24 protein-coding genes are annotated in these 25,108 nt (G+C 55.3%); 18 read left to right on the forward strand and 6 right to left on the reverse strand.

Annotated features, from left to right (window positions below; genetic code table 11):
• Complete coding sequence (gene nifU / locus DSCA_RS17565) at nucleotides 1-825, reverse strand: Fe-S cluster assembly protein NifU (protein WP_155317661.1); 825 nt, start codon at nucleotides 823-825, stop codon at nucleotides 1-3.
• 214 nt (nucleotides 826-1,039) lie between these two features.
• Here nifU and amrB point away from each other — a divergent pair, with 214 nt between their 5' ends.
• The 3 genes from amrB to DSCA_RS17580 all read left to right on the forward strand — a co-directional run bounded on the left by amrB (nucleotide 1,040) and on the right by DSCA_RS17580 (nucleotide 2,659).
• Nucleotides 1,040-1,891 (forward strand): AmmeMemoRadiSam system protein B, encoded by an 852-nt coding sequence (gene amrB / locus DSCA_RS17570; protein ID WP_155317662.1) that lies wholly within the window; start codon nucleotides 1,040-1,042, stop codon nucleotides 1,889-1,891.
• Nucleotides 1,892-1,951: 60 nt separating this feature from the next.
• A complete protein-coding gene (locus tag DSCA_RS17575; protein WP_155317663.1) occupies nucleotides 1,952-2,179 on the forward strand; it encodes a hypothetical protein in 228 nt (75 codons plus the stop codon).
• A gap of 96 nt (nucleotides 2,180-2,275) precedes the next feature.
• Nucleotides 2,276-2,659: a hypothetical protein gene (locus DSCA_RS17580; RefSeq protein ID WP_155317664.1), complete on the forward strand. Its 384-nt coding sequence runs from the start codon at nucleotides 2,276-2,278 to the stop codon at nucleotides 2,657-2,659.
• Between the two features lie 180 nt (nucleotides 2,660-2,839).
• Here the strand turns inward: DSCA_RS17580 and tnpC (DSCA_RS17585) are convergent, their stop codons facing one another.
• Both tnpC (DSCA_RS17585) and DSCA_RS17590 read right to left on the reverse strand, forming a co-directional pair.
• Nucleotides 2,840-4,231, reverse strand: a complete 1,392-nt coding sequence (gene tnpC, locus DSCA_RS17585) for an IS66 family transposase (RefSeq protein ID WP_155314961.1) — start codon at nucleotides 4,229-4,231, stop codon at nucleotides 2,840-2,842.
• 628 nt (nucleotides 4,232-4,859) lie between these two features.
• Nucleotides 4,860-5,903, reverse strand: a complete 1,044-nt coding sequence (locus DSCA_RS17590; RefSeq protein ID WP_155317665.1) for an IS110 family RNA-guided transposase — start codon at nucleotides 5,901-5,903, stop codon at nucleotides 4,860-4,862.
• A gap of 274 nt (nucleotides 5,904-6,177) precedes the next feature.
• Here DSCA_RS17590 and DSCA_RS17595 point away from each other — a divergent pair, with 274 nt between their 5' ends.
• A complete protein-coding gene (locus DSCA_RS17595; protein ID WP_155317666.1) occupies nucleotides 6,178-6,675 on the forward strand; it encodes a hypothetical protein in 498 nt (165 codons plus the stop codon).
• Here DSCA_RS17595 and tnpC (DSCA_RS17600) read toward each other — a convergent pair.
• Nucleotides 6,589-7,980: an IS66 family transposase gene (gene tnpC, locus DSCA_RS17600; RefSeq protein WP_155314961.1), complete on the reverse strand. Its 1,392-nt coding sequence runs from the start codon at nucleotides 7,978-7,980 to the stop codon at nucleotides 6,589-6,591. The two genes, DSCA_RS17595 and tnpC (DSCA_RS17600), sit on opposite strands and share 87 nt — an antisense overlap.
• An 84-nt stretch (nucleotides 7,981-8,064) precedes the next feature.
• Between tnpC (DSCA_RS17600) and DSCA_RS17605 the strand changes: the two genes are divergently transcribed.
• The 3 genes from DSCA_RS17605 to DSCA_RS17615 all read left to right on the forward strand — a co-directional run bounded on the left by DSCA_RS17605 (nucleotide 8,065) and on the right by DSCA_RS17615 (nucleotide 10,514).
• The gene (locus tag DSCA_RS17605; protein WP_155317667.1) at nucleotides 8,065-8,454 is read left to right on the forward strand and encodes a TIGR02391 family protein; all 390 of its coding nucleotides are present in this window, start codon (nucleotides 8,065-8,067) and stop codon (nucleotides 8,452-8,454) included.
• Between the two features lie 129 nt (nucleotides 8,455-8,583).
• Entirely contained in the window at nucleotides 8,584-9,444 is an 861-nt protein-coding gene (locus tag DSCA_RS17610) for a hypothetical protein (protein WP_155317668.1), read from the forward strand.
• 140 nt (nucleotides 9,445-9,584) lie between these two features.
• Nucleotides 9,585-10,514, forward strand: a complete 930-nt coding sequence (locus tag DSCA_RS17615) for a hypothetical protein (protein ID WP_155317669.1) — start codon at nucleotides 9,585-9,587, stop codon at nucleotides 10,512-10,514.
• Between the two features lie 291 nt (nucleotides 10,515-10,805).
• Here DSCA_RS17615 and DSCA_RS17620 read toward each other — a convergent pair whose 3' ends face one another.
• Together DSCA_RS17620 and DSCA_RS17625 are read right to left on the reverse strand one after the other, a co-directional pair.
• A complete protein-coding gene (locus DSCA_RS17620) occupies nucleotides 10,806-12,134 on the reverse strand; it encodes a nicotinate phosphoribosyltransferase (protein ID WP_155317670.1) in 1,329 nt (442 codons plus the stop codon).
• Nucleotides 12,131-12,652 (reverse strand): cysteine hydrolase family protein, encoded by a 522-nt coding sequence (locus DSCA_RS17625; protein WP_155317671.1) that lies wholly within the window; start codon nucleotides 12,650-12,652, stop codon nucleotides 12,131-12,133. The genes DSCA_RS17620 and DSCA_RS17625 overlap by 4 nt, the downstream gene beginning before the upstream one ends.
• 168 nt (nucleotides 12,653-12,820) lie before the next feature.
• Between DSCA_RS17625 and DSCA_RS17630 the strand changes: the two genes are divergently transcribed.
• From DSCA_RS17630 to DSCA_RS17680, 11 genes are all read left to right on the forward strand, one after another.
• Entirely contained in the window at nucleotides 12,821-13,477 is a 657-nt protein-coding gene (locus DSCA_RS17630; protein ID WP_155317672.1) for a GntR family transcriptional regulator, read from the forward strand.
• Between the two features lie 100 nt (nucleotides 13,478-13,577).
• A complete protein-coding gene (locus DSCA_RS17635) occupies nucleotides 13,578-13,946 on the forward strand; it encodes a hypothetical protein (protein WP_155317673.1) in 369 nt (122 codons plus the stop codon).
• 295 nt (nucleotides 13,947-14,241) lie between these two features.
• The gene (locus DSCA_RS17640; RefSeq protein WP_155317674.1) at nucleotides 14,242-15,315 is read left to right on the forward strand and encodes a hypothetical protein; all 1,074 of its coding nucleotides are present in this window, start codon (nucleotides 14,242-14,244) and stop codon (nucleotides 15,313-15,315) included.
• Nucleotides 15,316-15,628: 313 nt separating this feature from the next.
• Nucleotides 15,629-16,534 carry a mechanosensitive ion channel family protein gene (locus DSCA_RS17645; protein ID WP_155317675.1) on the forward strand — a complete coding sequence of 302 codons (906 nt, stop codon included), beginning with the start codon at nucleotides 15,629-15,631 and terminating at the stop codon, nucleotides 16,532-16,534.
• 122 nt (nucleotides 16,535-16,656) lie between these two features.
• Nucleotides 16,657-17,892, forward strand: a complete 1,236-nt coding sequence (locus tag DSCA_RS17650) for a hypothetical protein (RefSeq protein ID WP_155317676.1) — start codon at nucleotides 16,657-16,659, stop codon at nucleotides 17,890-17,892.
• Nucleotides 17,893-17,901: 9 nt separating this feature from the next.
• Nucleotides 17,902-18,714, forward strand: coding sequence for a mechanosensitive ion channel family protein (locus tag DSCA_RS17655; RefSeq protein WP_155317677.1), 813 nt, complete (start codon nucleotides 17,902-17,904; stop codon nucleotides 18,712-18,714).
• 206 nt (nucleotides 18,715-18,920) lie between these two features.
• Entirely contained in the window at nucleotides 18,921-20,003 is a 1,083-nt protein-coding gene (locus DSCA_RS17660; protein WP_231716206.1) for a DctP family TRAP transporter solute-binding subunit, read from the forward strand.
• Nucleotides 20,004-20,033: 30 nt separating this feature from the next.
• A complete protein-coding gene (locus tag DSCA_RS17665; protein WP_155317678.1) occupies nucleotides 20,034-20,516 on the forward strand; it encodes a TRAP transporter small permease in 483 nt (160 codons plus the stop codon).
• On the forward strand, nucleotides 20,516-21,805 hold the full coding sequence (locus DSCA_RS17670) for a TRAP transporter large permease (RefSeq protein ID WP_155317679.1): 1,290 nt from the start codon (nucleotides 20,516-20,518) through the stop codon (nucleotides 21,803-21,805). The genes DSCA_RS17665 and DSCA_RS17670 overlap by 1 nt, the downstream gene beginning before the upstream one ends.
• Entirely contained in the window at nucleotides 21,802-22,626 is an 825-nt protein-coding gene (locus DSCA_RS17675; protein WP_155317680.1) for a hypothetical protein, read from the forward strand. The genes DSCA_RS17670 and DSCA_RS17675 overlap by 4 nt, the downstream gene beginning before the upstream one ends.
• 8 nt (nucleotides 22,627-22,634) lie before the next feature.
• The gene (locus DSCA_RS17680; RefSeq protein WP_155317681.1) at nucleotides 22,635-24,881 is read left to right on the forward strand and encodes an ankyrin repeat domain-containing protein; all 2,247 of its coding nucleotides are present in this window, start codon (nucleotides 22,635-22,637) and stop codon (nucleotides 24,879-24,881) included.
• Nucleotides 24,882-25,108 lie beyond the last annotated feature (227 nt).

A 25,108-nucleotide genomic window follows, 5' to 3' on the forward strand; every position in this document is an offset into this window, starting at 1 on the left:
CTACACCTCCTCGACGACCAGTTCCTGGGAGACCAGATCCTTGAGTTTGGTTTCCACGTAGTGTTTCAGGGTGATCTGGGATTTGCTGCACGACGCACAGGATCCCCGAAGCTTCACCAGCACCCGGTTGCCGTCCACATCCACCAGTTCGATATCGCCGCCGTCCTGTTTCAGCGCCGGCTTGATTTCCCGTTCCAGGGTGGCATCGATCATCTTGATCTTCTGGATATTGGTCAACTTTTCGGGTTTCCTGGCGGCCCGGGGGGCATTGCCCAGCACCGAATCGATGATGAACTGGATCTTGTCGTGGCAGTTGCCGCAGCCGCCGCCGGCCTTCACGTAATCGGTGACATCTTCCAGGGTGGTCAGGCCGTTTTCTTTCACCGCCCGCTCGATCTGCACATCGGAAACACCGAAGCACTCGCAGACAATTTCGCCTTCGATCTCTTTGGCGGCCTCCCCGCGGTAATAGGCGATGGCCTTTTCCATGGCATCCCGTCCCATGACCGAGCAGTGCATTTTCTCCTTGGGAAGGCCGCCCAGGTAATCGGCGATATCTTCGTTGGTGACCTTGGCCGCCTCGTCCAGGCTCATGCCCTTGACAATTTCCGTCAAGGCGGACGATGAAGCGATGGCGCTGGCACAGCCAAAGGTCTGGAACTTGGCATCGGCAATCCGCTGGTCGTCACCCAGCTTGAAAGTCAGCTTGAGCGCGTCGCCGCAGGCCAGGGAGCCGACTTCCCCGATCCCGTCGAAATCGTCGATAAAACCGACATTCCGCGGGTTGAGAAAATGCTCTTTCGTTTTATCAGTGTAATCCCACATGGTTTCCTCCAGGGTAACAGGGTGCTGTCCAATCCTATGTAAAGCAGGGCGTTTGTGGCAAACCGAACCCCGCCCATTGTCATTGCTCGCTATACGATAAGCATGATCTTCCAAAAAAAAAGCCGTGACCTTGTCCTTTTTCTGTGACAAACTTTCCAAGGGCGAAAAGCAGAAAACCCATTGAAAACCGGACCCAAGAAGGGAGGAGGCGACCATGAATCTGAGAAAATCCGTCTTTTCCGGAAGCTGGTATCCGTCGGACCGCAAAGCCTGCGAGGACCAGATTCACCAGTTTATCGAGGAAGGCAAAGACCGCACCGTTGCGGTGGCCAACCCGGTGGGCGGCATCGTTCCCCACGCCGGCTGGTACTTTTCCGGCAGCATTGCCTGCAACGTCATCCAGCGGCTGGCCCGGGCCGCATCGCCCGATGTGGTCGTGGTGTTCGGGATGCACCTGCACGCCGGCTCACCCCGGTATATCATGCCCGAGGGAGAATGGGAGACCCCCTTCGGCCCCATCGCGGTGGACACGGCCCTGGCCGGAGAGTTGACCCGCCGGTATCCTTTCGAGCTGGAAACCCCCACCCGGTTCAACCAGGACAACACCATCGAACTCCAGATGCCTTTCATCCGCTATTTTTTCAAGGACGCCCGGGTGGTGGCCATGGGCGTGCCGCCGGCCGCGGAAACCCTCGACCTGTCCCGAACCGTGGTCAGCACGTCCCAGGACCTGGGCCTGAAGATCGCCGTCATCGGTTCCACGGACCTGACCCACTACGGCCCCAACTACGGGTTCACCGCAAAGGGCGCCGGTCCTCAGGCCGTCGACTGGGTCCGGGACGAAAACGACCGTCAGGTCATCGACGCCATGGTCCGCATGGATCCGGAGGCCGTGATCCGTCAGGGATTGTCCAATGACAACGCCTGCTGCTGCGGCGCGGCGGCGGCAGCCATCGCTGCCGGCAAGGCGCTGGGCGCCGGGCATGCCGACGAACTGGTCTATGCCACCAGCTACGACAAGAGCCCGGGGGACAGTTTTGTGGGGTATGTGGGAATGCTTTTTTAAAAGCAGGGTTCAAGGGGTCAAGGATTCGAGGGCTCAAGTGCAACAGCAGTATCGGGGGCCATGAAGGAGTTTGATTTTTTTGAACCAAATACACCCTTCCGCCATCAAAGCCATATGATGTGGTTAAAAAAGGCCGTCGCCATCCAGGAGGTTTTTGGGGCGGGCTGTTTCGCCATGTATCCATTTACATACCTTGATTTCCGCGAAAAACCCGGCAGGCATCCAGAAGGTCGTCTATCACAATATTTGACAGGACTGACCGACACAAGATTATCTCAATGTATCTGAAATCAGTTCCAATCACCGATTTTTCTGTATAACACCCAAAATTTGATGATATACAGGTCAACATACTAACTGGTTATGTTCAAAAAGGAGTGAAATTTGATCACTTTTTCTTTTTCAAATAATTATTCATGGGTCTACTACATAATCAGTGCTGGTGTTATTGCTATATTGATAAGGTTAATTAATTCCTTTTGGCGCACTTTTGAAAGTGAAGACAAACCCAAAGATAGATGTAAAAAATTCAAAGATGCATTTTTAGGGCGTGGATGGATAGAAACAAGACAATTCATTGATAAAGCTAGAATTAAAAAGGAAAATGTCAAAATCGCAAATGATTATTGGTATCCATTTTTCCTTGGGTGGTTGGAATTAGTCTCATATCCCATACTTTTACACTCGGATAAAGCAACATATATTGGGGCTTGGTTAGCCTTCAAAACAGTTCACAAATGGGGATATTCGCCAGGGATTAACCGTTGATTTTACAACAGATATTTATTAATGAATGCGATTATTCTTGTTTGTTCTTATCTTTTAAGTGTATGTCCAATGTTGTTGAAATAACAAACATAACATCTATATGGCCTCCGGTTGTCAAGGAAAAAACTTCTCCCATGGATCGGAATAATCGTACGCGTTCACGGGATATTCCCGTATGAATCAAATCCAGGAAAGGTCAGGCATTATATTACGAAAGTAGGAAGCAATACATTCCACGAGAAATGGGAACGTGGGCTTTTCATTTAAACGGCAGGTCTCTTTCAGTGACAAGATCCGCTCGACCCACCGATTACCCTTTTCGCTTTGGGTTCCCAGACTGCGTTTTCGCCACAGCACACCAAAACGTAAGGCCCGCTCAGCGCGATTATTTGTAGGTTCGACGCCATGGTGATCGAGAAAGGTCCACAGACTGTCCATTTCCCGTACGATCTGACGGGCAAGTCTACCAGCATCGGTCTTGTCCTCCTCCCAAAGGGAGACGGTGAACAAGAAGAACGTATAAAAATCCGACCACTGTTTTGAGTCGGGAGGTTCTTTGGCAAACGATACCAGTTGCCTCAGCCAGGCGGCGACGATTTCTCCGAAGCGGCGAAGGTCGGGTTTCTTTCTTTCCGTCAGGGCATCGGCCTTGCGGATCAGGTGAGCCAGGCAGGTTTGGCGGTGCACCCATTTTTGGTATAGGCCGTATCCATCACTGACCAGAATGCCGTTCCAATCCTGGATTAAGTTTTCGAAGGCCTCCTTAGACCGGTGTGGGTCGATACGATAAAATGCCACCCGTTCATTTACCATGGCCCACAGCCAGTGCAGATCATTTTGCTTAAACCAGGATGTTTCGTCGATGTAGTTACACCAAAAGCGTCGGGCGATCTGGCCGATGCGTTCGTAGACTGGCAATAGCGCATTTGAGGTGCGGTCGACAATTTTCTGGATGGTTCCGGTGGCAATGGGAATGTCTAATACAGATTCGCACAACTTTTTGACATCGTTTCGGCTCATGCCCTTGATGCCGCTCAGTTCACCGATAAAGGCGGTAAAACGAGGACCGTAACCGGTGGACATCTCAGGTGGCAGCATGGCTTTGACCACGTTACCGCAGTTAGGGCAATCGCATTGCTGGAGAAGATAGTGATTGACTTGCATTTCGATTTCGGGAAGCTCAATATGTTGATGTACGTAAAACGTTTTCATCTTTTCCTGATCGAAAGCCGAATGCCCGCATGAGCAACGTTGCGGGGTCAACCAATAGCTCTCGGTCGGGTCCAGCACTTGCTGCTGGTGCGGCTTATGGCCTTTCTGACCGCCTTTAGCCTTTTTGCTCTTTTTTTGCTTTCTCTTCTTCCTCGCAAAAGGTGGATCGGAAGACGGTGGCTTGCTGGAGTTGTGAGAATTTTTCCGGGTCCGAACCTCGAGCTTCTCGAGCCGTTTTTCGTGGAGTGCAATCCGCTGTTCCATATCGAAAAGCGTCCGTTCCAGAGCCATGATGTAATGACGCACCGGCTCTGGCGTCAGTTGCCAATCGAGTTCCGAAAAAGGTCTTTTGAGTGCCATGAAAAGCACCCTATCATAGCCAAAAAGAAAAATCTAGATTTATTTTGAATTATTCCAGATGGTTAGGAACCTTGCTTTTGTGTATTGATTTCGGGGACTTGCGAAGCCAATCGGACCATCAAAGTACCCCGTGAATGCTTACGAATAATCAATTTCTAAGCGAACCTCTTCCGTCTCTTTTCTCGGATTCCTTGACAAGCAATTCGTTGGTTCCGGCTTGCGTCTTCGGTCGCGAGCGTCAGCGCGTTTGGATAACGCGTCTGCACCAAACATCTATCAGGATTGACTGATTTGCCAGATGGTTCTTTGACAATCAGCGTGCCACCTTAAGGCGGCTTCAGAATATATTTCGATTCCCTTATTCCGGCGCAGTCAAAGGTATCGGCTCGTCCGACGGGCGGACGTCCAGTTAGGGTGTCACTCGGATAAGGGGCAGAACACGATCACCACCGGTCAAGCTATCCGTATGCGTGGATGGAACCGAAAGGTGCCGCCAATCAAAGCATTGAGCTTCGGGCATCGGGTCCACTCTTTTTTCGCAGTCGGGCTGCATGTCTTAAATCGAGAGACTCAGATCCGCCCGTTTGATCTCAGTTATGCGATAAGTTGACACCTTCCGGTTCCACATCTATTGATCGAAGAATCGTTTCATGTTGAACGCCTCCTTGTTTTTGAGCATAAAGTAAATGGCCCGGCCCAGCTTGTGGGTGAAGATTCCCAGAGCCTTGCCTTTATTGTATTTGTGTTCCAGTTTGGAAACGAAATACTTTGCCTGGGATGAATCCCTGAGCATGAGGATCGCGGCTTCCTTGATCGCCCATTTGAGATGGTGGTTGCCGATCTTCTTGTTGCTGTGCCCGGCCCACTTGCCGTCGGACTCTTTTACCGGCCGGATCAGCCTGGCATAGGATGAGAAATCCTGTACCCTGGGAAACCGCCTGACATCATGGACCTCGTACAGGATTACCAGGGCCAGGATCTGCCCGACACCGGGGATTGAGCGCAGCAGATATAAAGTGTGGTAATCATGCTGGCGGGCGGTTTTTTCGATATGCCATTCAAGCTTTTTAAGAATCTGATTCATGGCATCGATCATGGCCAAGTCGACTTCGATGCTCTTTCTGACAGCCGGGTCTTCAAACCTTTCGGCGACACCGCCATGGTTGTATTTGCGTGACAATTTTTTCCTGAACGCCGGCAGGTTGTACTGGGTATTGGTGTTGTTAATATGGGCTACCAGTTCGCTGCATCGTCTCGACAGATACATGCGCCGGCGCAGCAGATCCCGTGTTGCCCGCCACTTGGCCGGATAGGGATAAGCGGTGGGAAAATTGCTGTTTTTGAGTAACATGGCGAGTTTGTAAGAATCGATTTTATCGTTTTTGGTTTTGCCGCCGTGGATGGCTTTCATGTATAATGCGTGTCCAAGGACGAAATCGATTTTGTGATCGGCGCACAGATCGGCCAGCCAGTACCAGCAGAAGACACATTCAACACCGACAACAACGTCTTCGATAAACGGGAACACCAGTTCGAAAAAGAGTTCCGGGTCGGTTTTGATATTCAGGTGAACAACAATTTTTCCTTTATGGTCGAGGATGCAGACATACATTTTCCTGGCATGCAGATCGACACCGCAGTAATACTTGTGCTGTCGGTTGTAAAATTTCATGATGTGCCTCCTTTTGCTTGGGTAAGTATTTGTTAGGGGTAACAAAAGTTTACCGTTGCAAGTGAAAGGGGGCAACCCATCATCATGTTTTCTGTTCGAGAATGGGGTATTAAAAAGCTCGTCGGAGAACAGGAAATATGATGATGGGTTTACACGACAGCCCCGTTTCTTTGGGAGGCCATAACTAGTATCAATCGCATCCACCCGACTTTACCCGCCGCTACGCTCTGGGCAAAGCGGGTGATGCAGGCGTTAGGCTTTGAGGGTACAATCTATGAACAAGCGGCGAATCGAAAAGCTGAAAGACCTGCTTGAAGAGCTAGTTCCTGACCAAATCGACTTCCAGTTATACACAGAAATGTTGGAAGCTCGATGGGATACAGACACATTTTTTCGTGGAAAGGTTCTCGCATTGCACAGCTACTTGAAGCTTTTAAAAAGAGCGGATCTATCTGCATCTCTAAACGATTTTTTGCCAATTGACGGGAATGCTATTGAAGCTTTGACCTTCATCAGGGACCATATCACACCTGAGATTCTCGATTATTTGGAAAAAGAAGCAAATGTTGACGAGAATGATCTAAGTGAGCATTTTTGGTGTTTTTTACATCCAAGAATTGTAACGATCGCGAAGCCAAGATTTGATACCGGATTTGTACGCGTTCACGGGATATTCCCGTATGAATCAAATCCAGGAAAGGTCAGGCATTATATTACGAAAGTAGGAAGCAATACATTCCACGAGAAATGGGAACGTGGGCTTTTCATTTAAACGGCAGGTCTCTTTCAGTGACAAGATCCGCTCGACCCACCGATTACCCTTTTCGCTTTGGGTTCCCAGACTGCGTTTTCGCCACAGCACACCAAAACGTAAGGCCCGCTCAGCGCGATTATTTGTAGGTTCGACGCCATGGTGATCGAGAAAGGTCCACAGACTGTCCATTTCCCGTACGATCTGACGGGCAAGTCTACCAGCATCGGTCTTGTCCTCCTCCCAAAGGGAGACGGTGAACAAGAAGAACGTATAAAAATCCGACCACTGTTTTGAGTCGGGAGGTTCTTTGGCAAACGATACCAGTTGCCTCAGCCAGGCGGCGACGATTTCTCCGAAGCGGCGAAGGTCGGGTTTCTTTCTTTCCGTCAGGGCATCGGCCTTGCGGATCAGGTGAGCCAGGCAGGTTTGGCGGTGCACCCATTTTTGGTATAGGCCGTATCCATCACTGACCAGAATGCCGTTCCAATCCTGGATTAAGTTTTCGAAGGCCTCCTTAGACCGGTGTGGGTCGATACGATAAAATGCCACCCGTTCATTTACCATGGCCCACAGCCAGTGCAGATCATTTTGCTTAAACCAGGATGTTTCGTCGATGTAGTTACACCAAAAGCGTCGGGCGATCTGGCCGATGCGTTCGTAGACTGGCAATAGCGCATTTGAGGTGCGGTCGACAATTTTCTGGATGGTTCCGGTGGCAATGGGAATGTCTAATACAGATTCGCACAACTTTTTGACATCGTTTCGGCTCATGCCCTTGATGCCGCTCAGTTCACCGATAAAGGCGGTAAAACGAGGACCGTAACCGGTGGACATCTCAGGTGGCAGCATGGCTTTGACCACGTTACCGCAGTTAGGGCAATCGCATTGCTGGAGAAGATAGTGATTGACTTGCATTTCGATTTCGGGAAGCTCAATATGTTGATGTACGTAAAACGTTTTCATCTTTTCCTGATCGAAAGCCGAATGCCCGCATGAGCAACGTTGCGGGGTCAACCAATAGCTCTCGGTCGGGTCCAGCACTTGCTGCTGGTGCGGCTTATGGCCTTTCTGACCGCCTTTAGCCTTTTTGCTCTTTTTTTGCTTTCTCTTCTTCCTCGCAAAAGGTGGATCGGAAGACGGTGGCTTGCTGGAGTTGTGAGAATTTTTCCGGGTCCGAACCTCGAGCTTCTCGAGCCGTTTTTCGTGGAGTGCAATCCGCTGTTCCATATCGAAAAGCGTCCGTTCCAGAGCCATGATGTAATGACGCACCGGCTCTGGCGTCAGTTGCCAATCGAGTTCCGAAAAAGGTCTTTTGAGTGCCATGAAAAGCACCCTATCATAGCCAAAAAGAAAAATCTAGATTTATTTTGAATTATTCCAGATGGTTAGGAACCTTGCTTTTGTGTATTGATTTCGGGGACTTGCGAAGCCAATCGGACCATCAAAGTACCCCGTGAATGCTTACCCGGATTTTATTCTGATTCTGTCGAAGCTGCTTTCAAAGAAATCAACGTTATTATAAAGGCGCATTTCAAACAAGTGACAAACATTGAACTCGATGGAGCAAAGCTAATGTCCCGCGCGTTTTCAAAAGATAATCCAGTATTCACATTAGCGGATACTTCGACGATGGACGGCAAAAATGTTCAGCAAGGTTACATGAATCTGTTTCTTGGTTCAACTATAGGGATTCGAAACCCAAGTGCGCATGGAAATGAGGAAATGGAACAAATAGATGCTATCCATTTTCTATTCCTTGCAAGTTTATTGCTACGGAAATTTGACACACGCATATAACCACCAAATGCACCGGATGCAAAAGGCCGTGGCTTATTAACCATTCGTGGTTTATCTTCTTTAGCATGCTTTTAAATATTTTCGTGGAAGCCTTTTTCACTTGGTGATTTGGAACGTTAGGATTCATTGATGGACGACGAAACTTTGTTTAACAAGGTTTGGGTTATTGAGTCTTTACGTAAAGAAGATCGTGAGACTGGGAAATCACTCTATAACGATGTATTGCTCCCTATTTCCCTTCGTGAAAAAAATTTGAGAATTGAAATTGCTTGTCCGACTGACAAAGAAAGCTTCTTCAAAGTTCTTTCTGAAGTAGAGAAAGAAGCGAAGGCTGGGCTCTATCCAATAATTCACCTGGAGTGTCATGGTTCAATAGAAGGGCTGCAATTGACAAATTTTGATACCGTTAGCTGGGAGGATTTGAGAGATGTTTTCATTCGAATAAATATTGCAAGTCAACTCAACACAGTAATTGTTGTGGCAGCATGCAATGGAATCTATCTTATAAACGTTGCAACAATACTTGACAGAGCTGCATTTTGGGCCGTGATCGGGCCAGTTGACGAAATATCGGATCTTGAACTGAAGCGGGACTTTTCAGCTTTTTACGAAACTTTTTTTAAAACGATGAGTGGGGATGAGGCTGTAAATGCTTTAAATAAAGGGGTACCAATCTCGGACCGTGTTTATCATTTTCGCTCATCTCAAGCCCTATTCAAACGAGCGTTTCTGAACTATCATCAAACTCACTGCGTAGGTAAAGGCAAGAAAATACGATTGGAGGCTTTGATAAGTGAAGCCATGAAAGACCCAGCTACTCGCGCTAAGGGCGTAAATTGGGTACGCAAACGTATCAAAGCTGAACTATCAAAAGAACGAAAACAGTTCATTAAATTCAAAGATCGATTCTTTATGATTGATTTGTTTCAAAAAAATGCAGAAAGATTTTCGTTGAGTTACGAAGATGTAATTGAAACATTCGCATCCTAACCTTGCAGTCCAGAGGGACAGCAAGGGCCGAGCCACTATGGGAAATTGTGCTTTGTAAAAACTCTTTATCATTTACAAAGGTCAGTGAAAGCCCTTGCTGCCCCTGACCGCATCGTTAGCAAGGCGATGGAGGATTGAGATTGAAAATTAAGATCTTCTATTCTTGGCAATCAGATATTAAGGCTGCATCTAATAGAACATTGATACAAAATGCGTTGGAGGGTGCTGCTAAAGATATTCGAGATGACGACTCTATAGAAATTGAACCCGTAGTCGACAGAGATACATTTGGAGTCCCTGGCTCTCCAGATATTGGATCAACTATTTTTAGTAAAATCGATAATTGTGATATTTTTGTTGCTGACGTTACTATTGTTAACAAGCTTCAACAAGCCCGCCCAACTCCGAACCCGAATGTATTAATTGAGCTAGGATACGCCTTAAAATCAAAAGGAGATAACCGCACAATATTGGTTTTGAACTCAGCTTGCGGGAATCCTGAACTTTTACCATTTGACCTTCGACAAAAACGTATTCTCACATACGGTTCAGCGATAGATTCTACTAATCGCGCTAAAGAACGGGCATTATTGCGTAACCAACTGTGTAAAGCGATCTCACTGATTGTACAAAGTATCGTCGAGACACCCCTGAAAAGTAATCCAGTTATTTTATCAATAGATTATAAAAAGATCAAAATCGAGTCGAAAAGGCATGATTATCAACTTCAAGTTGAATTAAAAAATGATGGAACAAACAACATTTCAGAGTGGCACGTTGATGTTGTTTTTCCAACTACATTATTAAATCCTTTGGTTACATATGCTCTCGCAGTACCTGAACGTAGCGATCATAAAAATACACTTTTCAGATCTAACCAAGACACACATCCGGGTGTTATTTATCCGGGTGATAAAAAAATTGTTATGAGCATTGATTATTATATAAATACAAATACTTATAGAATTCGGCAGGATTTATTCCAAAACAAAGTCAGTGCTATTTCTTATGTTCATGGTCAACAGGTTGCCAATATAGAAAAAGAAGTTAGTGAATTACAAATGTTTTAAAGAATATTTTTTTGTTAGCCAGGGCATTCAGTGGATCGCAAGGACCATGCGCCCACTGATTCCCGCCGTTACCGATAACTAATTACCGGTTGGCCCCGATTACATATATCCACAATCCGCGAATCAGAAATCGACCAAAGCGCCGATACAAATAACAATACCTAAGATCAAGTTTGACAATCCGCCATATTACAAACGGCCATCCAAAGGTCGGTAACTGCATAGATTTAACACCTATATCAGGGGAGTATCCCTCGACCCCTTGAATCCTCGAATCCTTGACCCCTTTTTTTAGAGACCGTCCTGTATCTCCGCCAGCCGATCGCTGATCTGAACCGGGTACGGTTGCGGATCGGTGAACCGTTTGTGCCCGTCATCCAGCCGTTCGAAATTTTCCGAAAACCGTGACCGGATCTCCGAAAGGGTCGGCATGGGGCCCACCGGCCGGCCCTTTTGCATCACGGGCGTCAACAGGGCGGCGGCACCGTCCGGGGGGTCGTCCCGCAGGCCGATCACATCACCCAGAAAACGGCCGTCGGCGGCCGCCCGCCGAAAGACCTGCTTTTCTCCGGCCAGGGTCATCTTGCCCTCACTGACCTTGCGCACGTTGCGGTCGCCCATGCGCACCATTTTATAGACCATGTCCAGATAGGGCGCATCGGCCGAGGTTCCCATGCGGGTGCCCACGCCGAAAGCATCGATGCAGGCCCCGTCGGCAACCAACCGTTCCAGGGCATACTCGTCAAATCCACTGCTGGCAAAGATCCTGGCCTCCGTCAGCCCCGCCTCGTCCAGGATCCGCCTGACCTGCCGGCTCAGGGCCACCATGTCCCCGCTGTCCAGCCGGACCCCCATCAGGGCCTTTCCTTTCTCACGCATGCGGATGCCCACGGCGGCGGCAGCCCTGGCGCCCTGCAGGGTGTCGTAGGTGTCGATGAGAAAAACGGCATTGTCGGGAAACAGGCTGGCATAGGCCTCGAAGGCGTCGGTTTCGCTTTCGAATGCGGTGACGTAACTGTGCGCCATGGTTCCGGAAATGGGGATGCCCCAGATCTTTCCGGCCAGGACGTTGCTCGTACCTGAAAAGCCGGCGATGTGGGCGGAACGGGCCACAGTCATCCCTGCGTGGCTGCCCTGGGTGCGGCGCAGGGAGAAGTCCACGACGGGGCGGCCGGCGGCGGCATGAACGCAGCGGGCGGCCTTGGTGGCCAGCATGCTGGCCACGCCCATGGTATTGATCAGGTAGGTCTCGATGATCTGGGCCTCGATCAGGGGCGCCGTCACCTCCAGCACGGGCTCGTCGGGAAAAAAAATCTCGCCTTCGGCCATGGCCATGACACTGCCGGTGAATCTCAGTGTGGCCAGGTGGGCGAGGAATCCCCGCCGGAACTGACCGGTCTGCGCCAGCCAGTCGATCTCCTCGTCGCTGAATTGGAAGCGGGTCAGCGCATCCACCACCGCCTGAAGCCCGGCGGCTACAAAATAGCCCCGCCGGGGGTGGGGCCGCACAAACAGGGAAAAGGTGGCCGTGTCATCCAGTTGCCGGTCGAAGTACCCGGCCGCCATGGTCAGTTCGTAGAGATCGGTAAACAGGGGGCCGGGGAATGGGGGAAAACTCATTGAACGATCGCTCCGTATAGTCGCTGCATGCGCTGGAGGGCGTGGCTGTGGGCATCGGCGTCAAAATCGGCCACACCGTCACGCGGTACCCGCGTCCGGTAGTCCCGGTTGGCCAGTCCCCCGACGGTGTCCATCACGCAGATGGAGGTGCACACGCCCACCACCTCCACCTCTTCGGGGTCGGCGGCAGCCAGTATTTTTTCCAGGTCGGTGCCATAAAAGCCGCTGTAGCGGGTTTTGGGCAGGACCGCTTCGCCTTTCCGGGGCGCCAGGTCGTCGATGATGCGGCTACCCCATGTGCCGGCGATACAGTGGGGCGGGAACTTTTCAAACTCACGGTCGTCCTTTGCATGGGCATCCTGCAGGTACACCACCAGGCTGCCCGCCCGCCGGTGGGCCTCCAGCCGCAGGCGCACGAAAGGAATGATCTCCCTGGCCCCCTTTCCGCAATAGAGCGCCCCTTTTTCGTCGATAAAATCGTTGAGCATGTCAACGACGATCAATGCCGATCTGACCATGGACCTCCGCCTTTCCGGGCCGCTGGCCGACCCGCCGATGGTTTGGACCAAAATATACCTCATGCGCGCGTTTGTAAACAAACACGTGCAGCCTTGACTGGTACTACTGGTTGGCGATAAATACATACCATTGGTATATCAACCCCCCATCAAGGAAGCGTTTTCTCCATGAACCCTGACATCTACCGGGAAATCAAGCGCCGGATCCTCTTTCTGGAGTACGCGCCGGGCCAGATCCTCAACGAAAATAGTCTGGCCAGAGAATTCGGGGTCAGCCGCACCCCCATGCGCGAGGTCCTTTACCGGCTGTCCTGGGAACAGCTGGCCCGCATCATCGCGCGAACGGGCACCATGGTCACCCAGATCGAGTTTCAGACCATGATGCACACCTACCAGACGCGCCTGGGCATCGAAGGGGAGGTCGGCCGGCTCTGCGCCGAACTGGCCACGGACCGTCACCTGGACAGGATCCGTACGATCCGGGAAAGCTGCGCGCGGTTGATGGACAAAAAAGATCCCGGCGCCCTGGTGGAAATCGACCGGCGATTTCGGCGGATGCTCCACGAGACCGCCGGCAATCCGGTGCTCAAATCCGTTTCCGACCAGCTCTATACCCTGACCTTCCGGCTGTGGTATGTTACCCTGGACAAGGGTGAATGGCAGGATGAGGTCCGGGAGATGCTCGATGAAATCGACACGACCCTGGCCGGCATGGAAGCCAGAAACAGCCGGGAGACATCCCGTGCACGGCGCGAGGCCCTGATGCGTCATTTCGAGCGGATCCGCGCCAAGTACCTGGGGGTGCCGGGTAATGTGAGGCTTTAAAAAGCTGGTTGGTGGTTTTGGTTGATGGTTTTGGGTTTGATTCAGCGTTGGACGGTCATCCTGTAAAAGACGGACATCGAATCAGCAGAAAGGAAGAACAATGAAGTACATCATCTACCTGTTGGGGTTTCTGTGGATCGCGGCGGGGGCCATCGCCATTCTCTACACCGGTGACTACAAGGCCTACCTGAAGGCATTGATGGTCCGGCTGGATCGCAAGTTTCTGGCCCTGATTCCCGCGATTTTCGGTCTGCTGCTGCTGGTTGCCGCCCCGTCCACCGGCCACAGCTGGTTCATCGGCGTGATCGGTGTCCTGGGAATCGTCAAAGGCGCGCTGATCTATTTCAACCCCGGCGGCATTCTGGAACTGAGCAAAGACTGGCTGGAGGAGCTCTCGGACCAGGGATACCGGTTGATCGGCATTATTGCACTGGTGCTGGGGACCGTAGTGATCTCCTGGATTCAATAATCAGCGACTCCCTAAAAAACCCGATATCCGCGTTACGCTTCGTCCCTCGTCACTGCGGCGTATCATCTATACGCCCTCATTCCTCGGGACTCGCAAGCATTGATCTCGGGCTTTTTATGAAGCCCCTTGGTTACCGGGCTGTTACTGGTCTGCAAGTTGGACCGATCAGGTTCGCAAAGGTATACTTTCGGTCGAAGGGCGCCTTGGCTCTGAAGCCATCCGATGATTGAAAACGAATATGCCGACAAAAAGAATATGGGGCAAAGCGGGCATTTTTGCATGGATGCTTTCTGTTTTGATACTTGTCGCCTTGCCCCTGCTGGGCATCATCTTCGCCGGCCGCGATCCGGCGGCCTACCTGGAAATACCGCCGACCACCCGCTATGTCCGGCAGGCCGGATTCTCGTGGCCCTGGTTTGCCTTTTTCACAGTCGCCGACCTGCTGCTGATGGCCGGCCTGCTGTGGGCGGTTCGCTGCGGGCATAGGAAAAAACCGGGCACGCCCGAAGGGTCTGCGTCACCGGGAGCATTCCCCTGGTGGGGCTGGGCCGGCCTGGCCCTGTGCCTGAGCAACTGGCTCCTGGCCTGGCAGCGGTTCTCCTGGTTCTGGCTTTTTCAGCCCCACACCTTCCTGCCCATCTGGGCCGGTTTCATCCTGGCCGTCAATGCCCTTGCGGTCAAACGCAGCGGCAGTTGCCTGCTGCTGCGCCGGCCGCTTCGATTCGTGCTGCTCTTTCCGGCCAGCGCCGGGTTCTGGTGGTTCTTCGAGTACCTCAACCGCTTCGTCCAGAACTGGTACTACACCGGCATCGAAGGCATGGGGCCGGGAGCGTACAGCTACTTCTCCAGCCTGGCCTTTGCCACGGTGCTGCCCGGCGTACTGAGCATGATCGACCTGCTGTCCACGGTTCCGGCCCTGGGCCGGGGCCTGGCCCGCTGCCGGCCGATCCGCCTGCCGCCCCCCCGGTGGGTGGCCCCGGCCACCCTGGCCGCGGCGGGGGCCGGCCTGGCTCTGATCGGCCGCTTCCCCGACCAGCTTTTTGCCCTGCTGTGGGTCTCGCCCCTGCTCATCTTCCTGGCCATCCAGGCCCTGACCGGCCGCCGCACCCTGCTCCAGCCGCTTCGCTCCGGCGACTGGCGGCCGGTGGTCATCCCGGCCCTGGCAGCGCTGGCCTGCGGCTTCTTCTGGGAGATGTGGAACTACTTCAGCCTGGCCCGCTGGACCTACTCGATTCCCCATGTCCAGCGGTTCCATCTGTTCGAAATGCCCATCCTGGGATACGGGGGCTACCTGCCCTTCGGCCTGGCGTGCCTGGCGGCGGGCATGCCGGTGATCGGCGATCCGTTCAACCAGGCAGACCGGTATTGATCAACCATCACGCCATCCGCTGGGCAACCGGCACCCCCATCCTCTCAACCCGGTGCGGGATCCTTGCCCCTGAAGCGATGTGGGCCTGGAACTGCATTTCTTTGCTTGAAGCAACCATGAAAATCAATTAGGGTCAGTTTACAGGCTGTGCGCCTCGCGTCCTGAAAGGGGCCGCCGGCAGCATTACCGATACCTCCGGGTATTCAGTGGATATCCTTTTTCCCGATCGCGTGCCCAATACTCCAGACGACAACACCCGCATGAAAGGGCATGACTTGGATTTAGCAAAACGGCACACCATCTTGGAGGCTTCATGTTGAAACAATTGCTGGACAGCCTGTTGTCCCGCCTTCGTTCGTATTTCGATATTGAAAGAATGGGTTTGCTGCTTGGCGAACTCCTCGTCAGTGTCATCATCGCCATAATCGTCCTGACACTCTTTTACCTGATCTGGCGGGCAGTGAGCTGGGTCGTGACGCCCCGCCTGAAGCGCCGGTTTGACAAAACCAGCGTCGCGTTTGCAGAAACGATATTAAAATTTGGCATGTTCGGTCTGGGCGTAATCGCCGCGCTCGGTGCAGCCGGGATAAAGACAGCGGCATTGCTGGGTTCCTTGGGGGTGGCCGGACTCACGATCGGGTTCGCGCTGCGCGATACGCTCTCCAATATCATCTCCGGCATCCTGGTGTTTATGGATCGCCCGTTCACCATCGACGACCTGGTGGACATCGACGGCAAGTATGGGCGGGTCGACCGGATCACACTGCGTACCACGCGCATCGTGACCAACGACGGCAAGATGCTGGCGGTGCCCAATGCCGAGATCATGAATAAAACCGTGACATCCTATACCAATTTCCCTCATCTGCGGCTGGATATCGCCGTTACCGTGGCGGTTACGGAAGACCTGGACCGAACGCGGATGATCCTGCTCTCACTGGTACAGGATGATCCCGACTACATGGTCGAGCCATTGCCCCGAGTGGTGGTGACCCAGCTCCACGACTACAACGTCACCCTGGAACTGCAGGCGTGGATCGAAAATGAACGGCAACACGTGAGGAAAAGCCTGGAGTTGCGCGAGAAGGTGTTCAAGGCATTGACCGCCGCCGGGGTGGAGATGCCTTTTGAAACGATTCAACTGGCCCCGCACCAGGTTACCGTCGGGATGAGGAATGGCGAAAACGGTGCCCCTGCCCCGGATGGCAGGCCGGGTTGAGCGCCCGGCGTTGACCGTCGGGCGGCTTGCTTCCGCCAGAGACCGTTGGATGTTAAGGGCCGCCGGACAGGCAGGATCAGATTGCGTACACAAACGCCCACTGACCTCATGATGGGAAGCCGATGAAGACGTCCGATTCCGAAAATGAAAAAACAGCCCCGCCACTCTGGCAGTATGTTCCCATTGCCGATTACCACCCCCCTGCCCCACCGGTAACCGAAAGCGTGAGAGAGCGGCTGGCTGTCTTTCGGCGCCTCTTTCTTCACGGCGAACCGGAGGAGGAATCCCCTTTCAAGGCCAGCGACAACCTCCGGGCGCTGCCGGCCTGGCAGAGCAAACGGGTCGCCCCCTCGCCTGAATGGCACGGTTCGGCAGAGGCGCTGACCCTTGAACTAACCGCATGGCTGAAGCAGGAGGAACCCGACAGGCCGGCAATTGTTCTGGTTGGACCACCCCATGGCGGGCACAGCGGGACACTGGCGGTGTGGGCAGAGCAGCAGGGATGGCCGATCTTGCCCCCACCCTCGACGGAGCAGATATTGAATGGCGATGACACCTGGCTTTCCGGGCAGAGCCGTTCGGGCAGCCCCTGGGTTTTTCCTGCTCTGGAGCGCGCCTATTTGCGTCACGCAGAGGGCTTAAACCTGATACGCCGGTTCCTGGACCGGGTCTGCTCCGGGAATTTGGGTCGCGGCATCATTGGCTGTGACAGCTGGTCCTGGGCCTTTCTGCGTCACGTCTGGCGCGGCCGGCTGCCCGTCACGCTGACCCTTCAGGCCTTCGACAAAGACCGGCTGGCCGACCACTTTCAGCAGATCGCCGATCCTTCCGGCGACCGACAGCTCCTGTTCCGCCAATCGGACAACGGCCGCTACGTCCTGAAGCCCCCGAAGACCGAGACGTCCACTGGCGCAGAGACCAGCAGTTTTCTGCAGCTCCTGGCGGCCCACAGCCGGGGAAACCTCGGTGTTGCCCGGGCGGTCTGGCTCGCCAGCCTGCAGACCGAACCGGATGAGAAACTGGCTGAGGAACCGCCGGATGAAGGCGCTCCCGGGATGGACGGCCAAACCGTTTGGGTGCTTCCCTGGAGCCAGCTCTCCTTTCCTGCGCTTCCGTCCGGCGCAGGACGGGACGAGGCCTTTGTGTTGCACACCCTGCTTCTGCACAACGGCCTGCCGCTTGAACTGATGCAGCGGTTGCTGCCCCTGGCGCCCAGCCAGGTGATGGAAACGCTCCTGCGGCTGGAAGACAGCGGACTGGCGGCCCAGGTCGATAGCGTCTGGCAGGTGGCGGCGCGGGGCTACCCGGCAGTCCGCCAGTTCCTGCAGGACAACGGCTACCTGATCGATCAATTTTAGGAGAACCAGATGAACGGTTCGGGTAATGTCTCCGAGATTTTTCGCACCTTGAGCCACGCCAACCTCGTTCATATCGGGTTGATTGTGGTCGCCGCCTGGCTGTTGATCGTGTTGAGTTCGCGTTTTCTGCCGTGGCTGGCCGAAAGGGCTTCCGGTCGCTTTCGTTCCTATCTCCGGGCCTCGGTACCGGTACTGCGGCTGGTGATTATTATCGGCGCCCTCGTGCTGACGGTCATCCGCGTGATCGAACCGACCATCGACAACCTGATGGTCCTGCTGGGCGCCCTGGGACTGGCATTGGGGTTTGCCTTCAAGGATTACGTCAGCAGCCTGATCGCCGGCGTGGTGACCCTGTACGAGATGCCCTATCGTCCCGGCGACTGGATCGAGGTCAACGGGGCCTACGGCGAAGTGAAAGCCATCAACATGCGCAGTGCCGAAATCGTCACCCCCGACGACACCGTGGTGGTCATTCCCCACCTGAAATTGTGGGACCAGCTTATTTTCAACGCCAATGACGGTGGACAGAACCTGCAGTGTGTGTCCGACTTTTATCTGCACCCCCGCCACGACGCGGCGCAGGTCAAGCACACCCTCTATGATGTGGCCCTGACCTCCACCTTTCTGCAGATCGAACAACCGATCCACGTGATCGTTGTGGAAAAACCGTGGGGCACCCACTACCGCCTCAAGGCCTACCCGCTGGATCCGCGCCAGCAGTTTCACTTTGTCACCGACCTGACCGTTCGCGGCAAAGCCGCGCTGACCGGTCTGGGTGTGGCATTTGCCGCGGCGCCGACCGTATCGCCGGCGCATCAATGATGCCGCGTTGGGAAAATGACCTGCCCGCATCGCAAAAAAACCCCTCGACACCCGCTATACGGTTGCAAATCATGGAGGCCCTGTTCTATTGGGGGACAGACCACCCGTTTTCTTTTGATGTCCGATCATCCGCCGCAGCCGGTTGAATGCAGCCTGCAGGGGGGCTGCAGCCGGCCGCCTGGCGTCCAAACGCAAAGGAGGAGAAGATGTCGACAATTAAAAAAAGCATGCTCACCGGGCTCTTGGTCGCGCTTGCCGCAATGGCACTGGCCGCGTCCATGGTTCCGCCCGCAACGGCGGCAGGGTTCAAGAAGGAGTACAAGCTGCAGGTCAACGTGGGCCCGTCGTTTTACTGGGGAATCGGGGCGACCAAATTCGCCGATCTGGTCAGGGAAAGAACCGATGGCCGGATCAACATCAAGCCCTATTTCGGCAGTGCACTGCTCAAGGGCGCCCAGCTCAAATCCGCCCAGATGGTGGCCAAGGGGGTCATCGACTGCGCCTATGAGTCGACCATCAACGTATCGCCGGTCATACCCGAAGCCAACATCTTTCACCTGCCGTTTTTTATCAACACGTTCGAGAACCTGGACAGGATGAAGGCCGGCCAGTCCGGACAGGCGGTTTTCGCGGCCATGGAAAAAGTGGGTCTCAAGCCGCTGGCCTGGGCGGAAAACGGGTTCCGCCAGGTGACCAACAGCAAGCGACCCATCGAAAAACCGGAAGATCTCAAGGGGCTGCGCATCCGGGTCGTTGGCAACCCCCTGTTCATGGACACCTTCCGGCAGCTCGGCGCAGACCCGGTCAACATGAACTGGGGCGACGCCCAGACGGCCTTTCAGCAGGGCGTGGTGGACGGCCAGGAGAACCCGGTGGGGGTGCTGATCCCTGTCCAGATCCACCAGTATCACAGCTACGCCACCATGTGGAATTACCTGGTGGACCCGTTGGTCATCTACTGGAACCGGAAGCAGTGGAAGGCCTTTCCTGCCGACATCCGGAAGGCGATCCGGGAATCGGCCGAGGCCTCCGGCCGGTTTGAGATCGCACTGTGCCGGGCCGGCCTGGACGGAGACAAATCCCTCACGGTGCTCAAAAACGACTTCAACTACACCATGGCGGTTCCCGATCCGGTGGCGTTCATGGAATCCAGGGGCATGACCGTCTCGTTTCTGTCCGCGGACCAGGTGAAGGCTTTTGCCGACGCCACGGCCCCCGTTCTTGAAAAATGGGCCGGGGAGATCGGTACGGACCTGGTGGAAAAAGCCAGGGCCGATATGGCCCGGTAGCAATGCCCACGACCTGCTGAGGAGCACACTTTGAAATCCGGAAAACCGATCCGCGCCGACTATTGGATTGCCGCGCTTTTGCTCATGTCCATGGCCCTGATTGCCTTCGTCAATGTCCTGAGCCGCTATTTCATCAACTTTTCCATCGGTGCCACCGAAGAGATCACCATCAACCTGTTCGTTTGGATGACGGTGGTCGGCACGGGCATCGCCTTCGAGCGCGGCGCCCAGTTGGGCATGGTGACCTTTTTCAACCTGTTCCCCCTGAAAATGAAAAAAAGCCTGGTGGTCTTCAGCGCCCTTCTGGGCGCCGGGCTCTTCATCCTGGTCTGCGGGTACATGGTTCAGGCCATCTACGACGAGCTGACCCTCTTTCATGCCACCAGCGCGGCCCTGGGCATCCCCGTGTGGATCTACTATGCAGGGGTGCCGCTGTTCGCCGTGTTTGTCTTCCGGGGCATCTATCGCGGCACGCTGGCCCGCCTGGCTGTGCTCGACGGGGAGAACGCCTGATGGAAATTCTTCTCATCAGTTCGGTTTTCCTGGTCCTGATGACGCTCGGGGTCCCCATCGGGACGGCCCTGGGCGTGGCCGGCGTGGTGACCATATTTCAGTTCGACCTGGGCATCGAAATGCTCGGCGTCAATTTCTCTTCCGGGATTGCCTCTTTTCCGCTTCTGGCGATCCCTTTTTTCGTGCTGGCCGGGGTCATCCTCGACCGGGCCGGGCTGGCGGCGACCATCGCCCGGTTCTTCGAACTGCTGGTGGGCAAAAGCACCGGCGGACTGGCCATGGTGGCGGTCATGACCTGCATTTTCTGGGGGTCGCTTTCCGGCTCCGGGCCGGCGACGACCGCCGCCGTGGGCATGATCCTGCTGACCCCCATGATCAAGCACGGGTACAAGAAAAGCTTTGCCGGCGCGACCATTGCCAATGCCTCCGACCTGTCGATCATTCTGCCCCCCAGCATCGCCTTTATCATCTACGGCAACATTACCAGTGTCTCCGTGAGCGCCCTGTTCGTGGCCGGCATCATCCCCGGACTGTTGACCGGCGCCGGCACCGTGCTGGTGGCCTATCTGGTGTCCAGAAAACGCGGCTACCGCGGAATCGCCAGCCGGGGCACCCCCGCCGAGCTCTGGCAGGCATTTAAACGCTCCGTCTGGGCGCTGCTGGCGCCGGTGGTGATCCTGGGCGGGATTTACTCGGGCATCTTCACGCCCACGGAGGCGGCCGTGGTGGCTGTCTTCTACAGCCTGTTCGTGGCCGTTTTCATCTACCGGTCCATCCGGTTGCGGGATATGATCGACATGCTGGTGGATGCGGCGGTCACCAGTTCGGTCATCATGTTCATCGTGGTCTTCGCCGGGATTTTCACCTGGACGGCCTCGGTCATCGGGGTGATCGACAGTGCCGCCGAACTGATCGTGAGCATCGCCCCCAATGCCGTCGTGATGATCATTCTGATCGACCTGCTCCTGCTGGCCCTGGGCATGGTGCTGGATGCCATCAGCATCTCCTACCTGCTGATGCCCATCCTTATCCCGGTGCTCAAGGCCTTCGGCATCGATCCGGTCTGGTACGGGGTGATTTTTATTTCGGCCCTGGCGGTCGGCCAGGCCACACCGCCGGTGGGCGTCAATCTGTTTACCGCCGCCAACCTGATCAACAGCGACGTTGACGCCGTGGCCAAAGAAGCCATCCCCTACGTCCTCATGGATGTGGTCATCCTGGTCATCCTGTCGCTGCTGCCGATTCTCTCCCTGTACCTGCCGATCAAGGCCGGGCTGTATTCACCATGATTGAGCTCAGCCTTTTCACGGTCGTCAAAGTATCGGTATCCATCCTGGTGGTGGTCCTGCTCAGCCTGATCGCCGAATGGGCCAGCCCGCGCATCGCCGGCATCGTATCCGGCTATCCGCTGGGCGCGGCCATCAGCCTGTACTTCATCGGCCTGGAAAACGGGAACCGCTTCGCCGCCCGCAGTGCGCTGTTTACCGCCGCCGGCCTGGCGGCCACCATCGCCTTCGTGGGGGGGTATCTGCTGGGGATCAGGTGGGCCCATGGCCGCGGCCGGCTGCGGTCACTGGCATTTTCCGTCCTGCCGGGCATCGCGGCCTACGGGCTGGCTGCCTGGACACTGTCATACCTGCCCGTCAATTGGATCAGCGCCCCCTCGATCGCCATCACCGGCATGCTCCTGGCCGCCTGGGGCTTCCGCCGCATCCCCAATGTGAAAATACGGCAAAAAATCCGCCTGGGCATCAGTGTAACCCTTCTGCGGGCCGTATTCGCCGCCCTGGTCATCCTGGCCATCACCACGGTGGCCGGGGCGGTCGGTCCACGCTGGGCCGGTCTTTTTTCGGCCTTTCCCATCACCATGCTGCCCCTGCTGGTCATCGTCCAGTTCACCTATGAAACGGACCACGTCAGAACGATCATCAAAAACGTTCCCCGCGGGCTGGGATCGCTGCTGATTTATGCCCTGGTCGTTGCCGCGTTCTATACACGGCTGGGAATCGCCTGGGGAACCCTTCTGGGCTACCTCGCGGCCACAATTTACCTGATCATGCTTGAATACGGGATCAAGGCTTGCGGCCCCCGGGGAAAGAAGTGTACTTAGGAATCGCAATGAAATCCGTAACCATTCTCTCAGTCATCCTCGACCTGGTCATCCTGGTGTCTTTTCTGACCCTGCCGCGCACCGGCATGGAAGCCATGGGCACCGCTTTTCTGCTGATACCGCTCCTGGCGATTCGGGGAATCGTGGCGGTAATCGGGCTTGTGATGGCCTGGCGCCGCAAGCGCATAACCTTTATCGCCTATACCTTCTTGAGCCTGGCTGTCATGGCCGGGCTCTGGACGTTCGGCTGGTCCCTGAAGCCCAGGGATAAACCGCTGTACCGGGCACTTCGCCGGTCTGCCAGGGAACAGGCCAGCCGGCTCTCCGACTACAAAGACCGAAAAATTTATGACGCCCGGCGCTTGCTCATGAAAACCCGTGACCCCGGGCATGCCCGGCTCTGCGACCTGCTGGCCGATGAACGCGACGTGGCGCTTCTGGAGGAACAACTGGCCCTGGAGCCGGATCTGTCCAAAACTTGCGTCACCTTTGACGGGGATCGGGTCTCGCCGGTCTTGCATGCCGTCATCCACTCCTATGGGCCCTGGCCGGAAGGCCCCACCAAGCGCCCGCCGGTGGACACGAAGCGCCTGGATGCCGCCGTACGGCTCTTGCTCGACCATGGCGCCGATCCCAATGCCTTCGACCGCCATGGCAACACGCCGCTGCACTACGCGCTCATCTTTCAGGAGGAACCGCTGGTCGATGTCCTGCTTGCCGGCGGTGCCTGCGTTTTTCTCAAAAACGATAAGGATGAGTCGCCTGCAAGGCTGCACTCGTCGCCTCGCCTGAGAAAAAAGATCCGCGCTGCAGCCAACGATCCGGCCATGGTGGCCCGCTGCCCGGACCTGCACCGGACGACGGCGGAGAAGTCCGACAGCCCCCCTGACGGGCAACGGACAGGCAAGCCGCAGTTGCCACCGGATGCGGGCCTGCTGGATGCCCTGCGCTCCGGGCGTATGGAGGAAGCGGCCGACTATCTCAGTCAGGGGGCCGACCCCAATGCGGTAGACAAAAAAGGCAGCACCCTGCAGGCAGCCATGCGACTGTGCCGGGACCACAAACTGGCCATGATGCAGATGCTTCTTAAGGCCGGTGCCGAGGTCAACCTCCGGAACCGGCGGGGGGAGACGCCGCTTAAAATTGCGGCTTTTGACTGCAGCAGGGCGGTTCCTTTCCTGCTGGAGCAGGGTGCCGATCCCACCCTGGCCGACAATGCAGGCGACACCGCCCTGCACGGCATCGTCAAATACAAGGCCGAAACCATGTCTCCCCTGCTCGACGGGCTGCTGCAGGCTGGGGCCGACATCAATCACCAGAACCGGCACGGCCAGACGCCGCTGGTCAAAACGGCCTATGCGCCCTACGTACGCGACGAAGTGGCGCCGTTGCTGCTGGCCAGCGGGGCGGATCCCAACCTGCAGGACTACCGGGGAGATACCCTCCTGCATATTCTTGCGGCCGAAAAGGGCCGCACCGATCCCGGCGAAATGGTCCGGTTGCTGCTGGATCGCGGGGCCGGGCTCGAAATACGCAACCGCATGCACAGAACGCCGCTCATGGCGGCGGCTGCCCGTAAAAATGTGAAGATCGCAAAAATGCTGATCGATTCCGGTTCCGATGTGAATGTCAGAAGCAAACGGGGCAACCCGCTGATCGGTTCGCTGATCTCCTGCGATCCTGAAAAGCTGGCCATCCTCAAACTCCTGGCGGACGCAGGCTGCGATGTGGCCGCCACGAGCGAATACGGCCCTCTGCCCCTCGCGCAGGCGTTTTACAACCACCTGCACCTCGACTGCCTCGAACCGGCCCGGGTATTGTTAAACGCAGGGGCAGACCCCAACCGGCAGGATCGCAACGGCACGGCCCCGATCCACAGCCTGGCCCATTGGAGTAAAAAAGACCCCGAACCCGCCCTGGCCCTGCTTCTGGACCATGGCGCCCGCATCGATATCCGCAACCAGCAGGCCATGACGGCATTGCTGCTGGCCGCACGATACGGGACCAGCCTCGCCCCGATGAAAGCCCTGCTGGATCGGGGGGCCGATGCCGATGCGGTCGACAACGCCGGCAACACCCTGCTGCATTGTGTGGCCATGAATACCAAGCCCGGCGTGGCGCAGCGGCTGGAATTCGCATTGGCCATCGGCGGTGACCCTGCCGCCGCCAACAGCAAAGGCGAACGCCCCATCGATCGCGCCCGCCGAATGAAAAACCTTCCCGCGGTCGACGCCCTGACGGCATTGGACAAGTAGAATCCAACGCTGCAGAAACGAAGAGAACACAATGGCCATCGAATTGAAATATAGCCAATCTGTGTCATCCCCGAGTAGTCGTAGTCGGGGATCCATCCACTATCATCCATCCTCCCCCCCCAAAGGGCAGTATACCCTGACCGTTGCAGATTTCGGAATCAATTGGTTGGTCGCTACTCACAAAAACGGAATCAGTGATGCTATGCGAACATATTTTAATGGAAAAA

It is taken from the genome of Desulfosarcina alkanivorans (assembly GCF_009688945.1).
GTDB classification, from domain to species: Bacteria; Desulfobacterota; Desulfobacteria; order Desulfobacterales; family Desulfosarcinaceae; genus Desulfosarcina; species Desulfosarcina alkanivorans.

What these genes read in the sequence shown, in the direction of transcription:
- DSCA_RS17670 (WP_155317679.1), top strand. Translation starts at nt 20,516, where the DNA reads ATGGAAATTCTTCTCATCAGTTCGGTTTTCCTGGTCCTGATGACGCTC.
- tnpC (WP_155314961.1), bottom strand. Translation starts at nt 7,980, where the DNA reads ATGGCACTCAAAAGACCTTTTTCGGAACTCGATTGGCAACTGACGCCA.
- DSCA_RS17660 (WP_231716206.1), top strand. Translation starts at nt 18,921, where the DNA reads ATGTCGACAATTAAAAAAAGCATGCTCACCGGGCTCTTGGTCGCGCTT.
- DSCA_RS17575 (WP_155317663.1), top strand. Translation starts at nt 1,952, where the DNA reads ATGAAGGAGTTTGATTTTTTTGAACCAAATACACCCTTCCGCCATCAA.
- DSCA_RS17675 (WP_155317680.1), top strand. Translation starts at nt 21,802, where the DNA reads ATGATTGAGCTCAGCCTTTTCACGGTCGTCAAAGTATCGGTATCCATC.
- DSCA_RS17620 (WP_155317670.1), bottom strand. Translation starts at nt 12,134, where the DNA reads ATGAGTTTTCCCCCATTCCCCGGCCCCCTGTTTACCGATCTCTACGAA.
- DSCA_RS17650 (WP_155317676.1), top strand. Translation starts at nt 16,657, where the DNA reads ATGAAGACGTCCGATTCCGAAAATGAAAAAACAGCCCCGCCACTCTGG.
- DSCA_RS17590 (WP_155317665.1), bottom strand. Translation starts at nt 5,903, where the DNA reads ATGAAATTTTACAACCGACAGCACAAGTATTACTGCGGTGTCGATCTG.
- DSCA_RS17645 (WP_155317675.1), top strand. Translation starts at nt 15,629, where the DNA reads ATGTTGAAACAATTGCTGGACAGCCTGTTGTCCCGCCTTCGTTCGTAT.
- DSCA_RS17635 (WP_155317673.1), top strand. Translation starts at nt 13,578, where the DNA reads ATGAAGTACATCATCTACCTGTTGGGGTTTCTGTGGATCGCGGCGGGG.
- DSCA_RS17655 (WP_155317677.1), top strand. Translation starts at nt 17,902, where the DNA reads ATGAACGGTTCGGGTAATGTCTCCGAGATTTTTCGCACCTTGAGCCAC.
- DSCA_RS17625 (WP_155317671.1), bottom strand. Translation starts at nt 12,652, where the DNA reads ATGGTCAGATCGGCATTGATCGTCGTTGACATGCTCAACGATTTTATC.
- DSCA_RS17610 (WP_155317668.1), top strand. Translation starts at nt 8,584, where the DNA reads ATGGACGACGAAACTTTGTTTAACAAGGTTTGGGTTATTGAGTCTTTA.
- DSCA_RS17630 (WP_155317672.1), top strand. Translation starts at nt 12,821, where the DNA reads ATGAACCCTGACATCTACCGGGAAATCAAGCGCCGGATCCTCTTTCTG.
- DSCA_RS17680 (WP_155317681.1), top strand. Translation starts at nt 22,635, where the DNA reads ATGAAATCCGTAACCATTCTCTCAGTCATCCTCGACCTGGTCATCCTG.
- DSCA_RS17595 (WP_155317666.1), top strand. Translation starts at nt 6,178, where the DNA reads ATGAACAAGCGGCGAATCGAAAAGCTGAAAGACCTGCTTGAAGAGCTA.
- amrB (WP_155317662.1), top strand. Translation starts at nt 1,040, where the DNA reads ATGAATCTGAGAAAATCCGTCTTTTCCGGAAGCTGGTATCCGTCGGAC.
- tnpC (WP_155314961.1), bottom strand. Translation starts at nt 4,231, where the DNA reads ATGGCACTCAAAAGACCTTTTTCGGAACTCGATTGGCAACTGACGCCA.
- nifU (WP_155317661.1), bottom strand. Translation starts at nt 825, where the DNA reads ATGTGGGATTACACTGATAAAACGAAAGAGCATTTTCTCAACCCGCGG.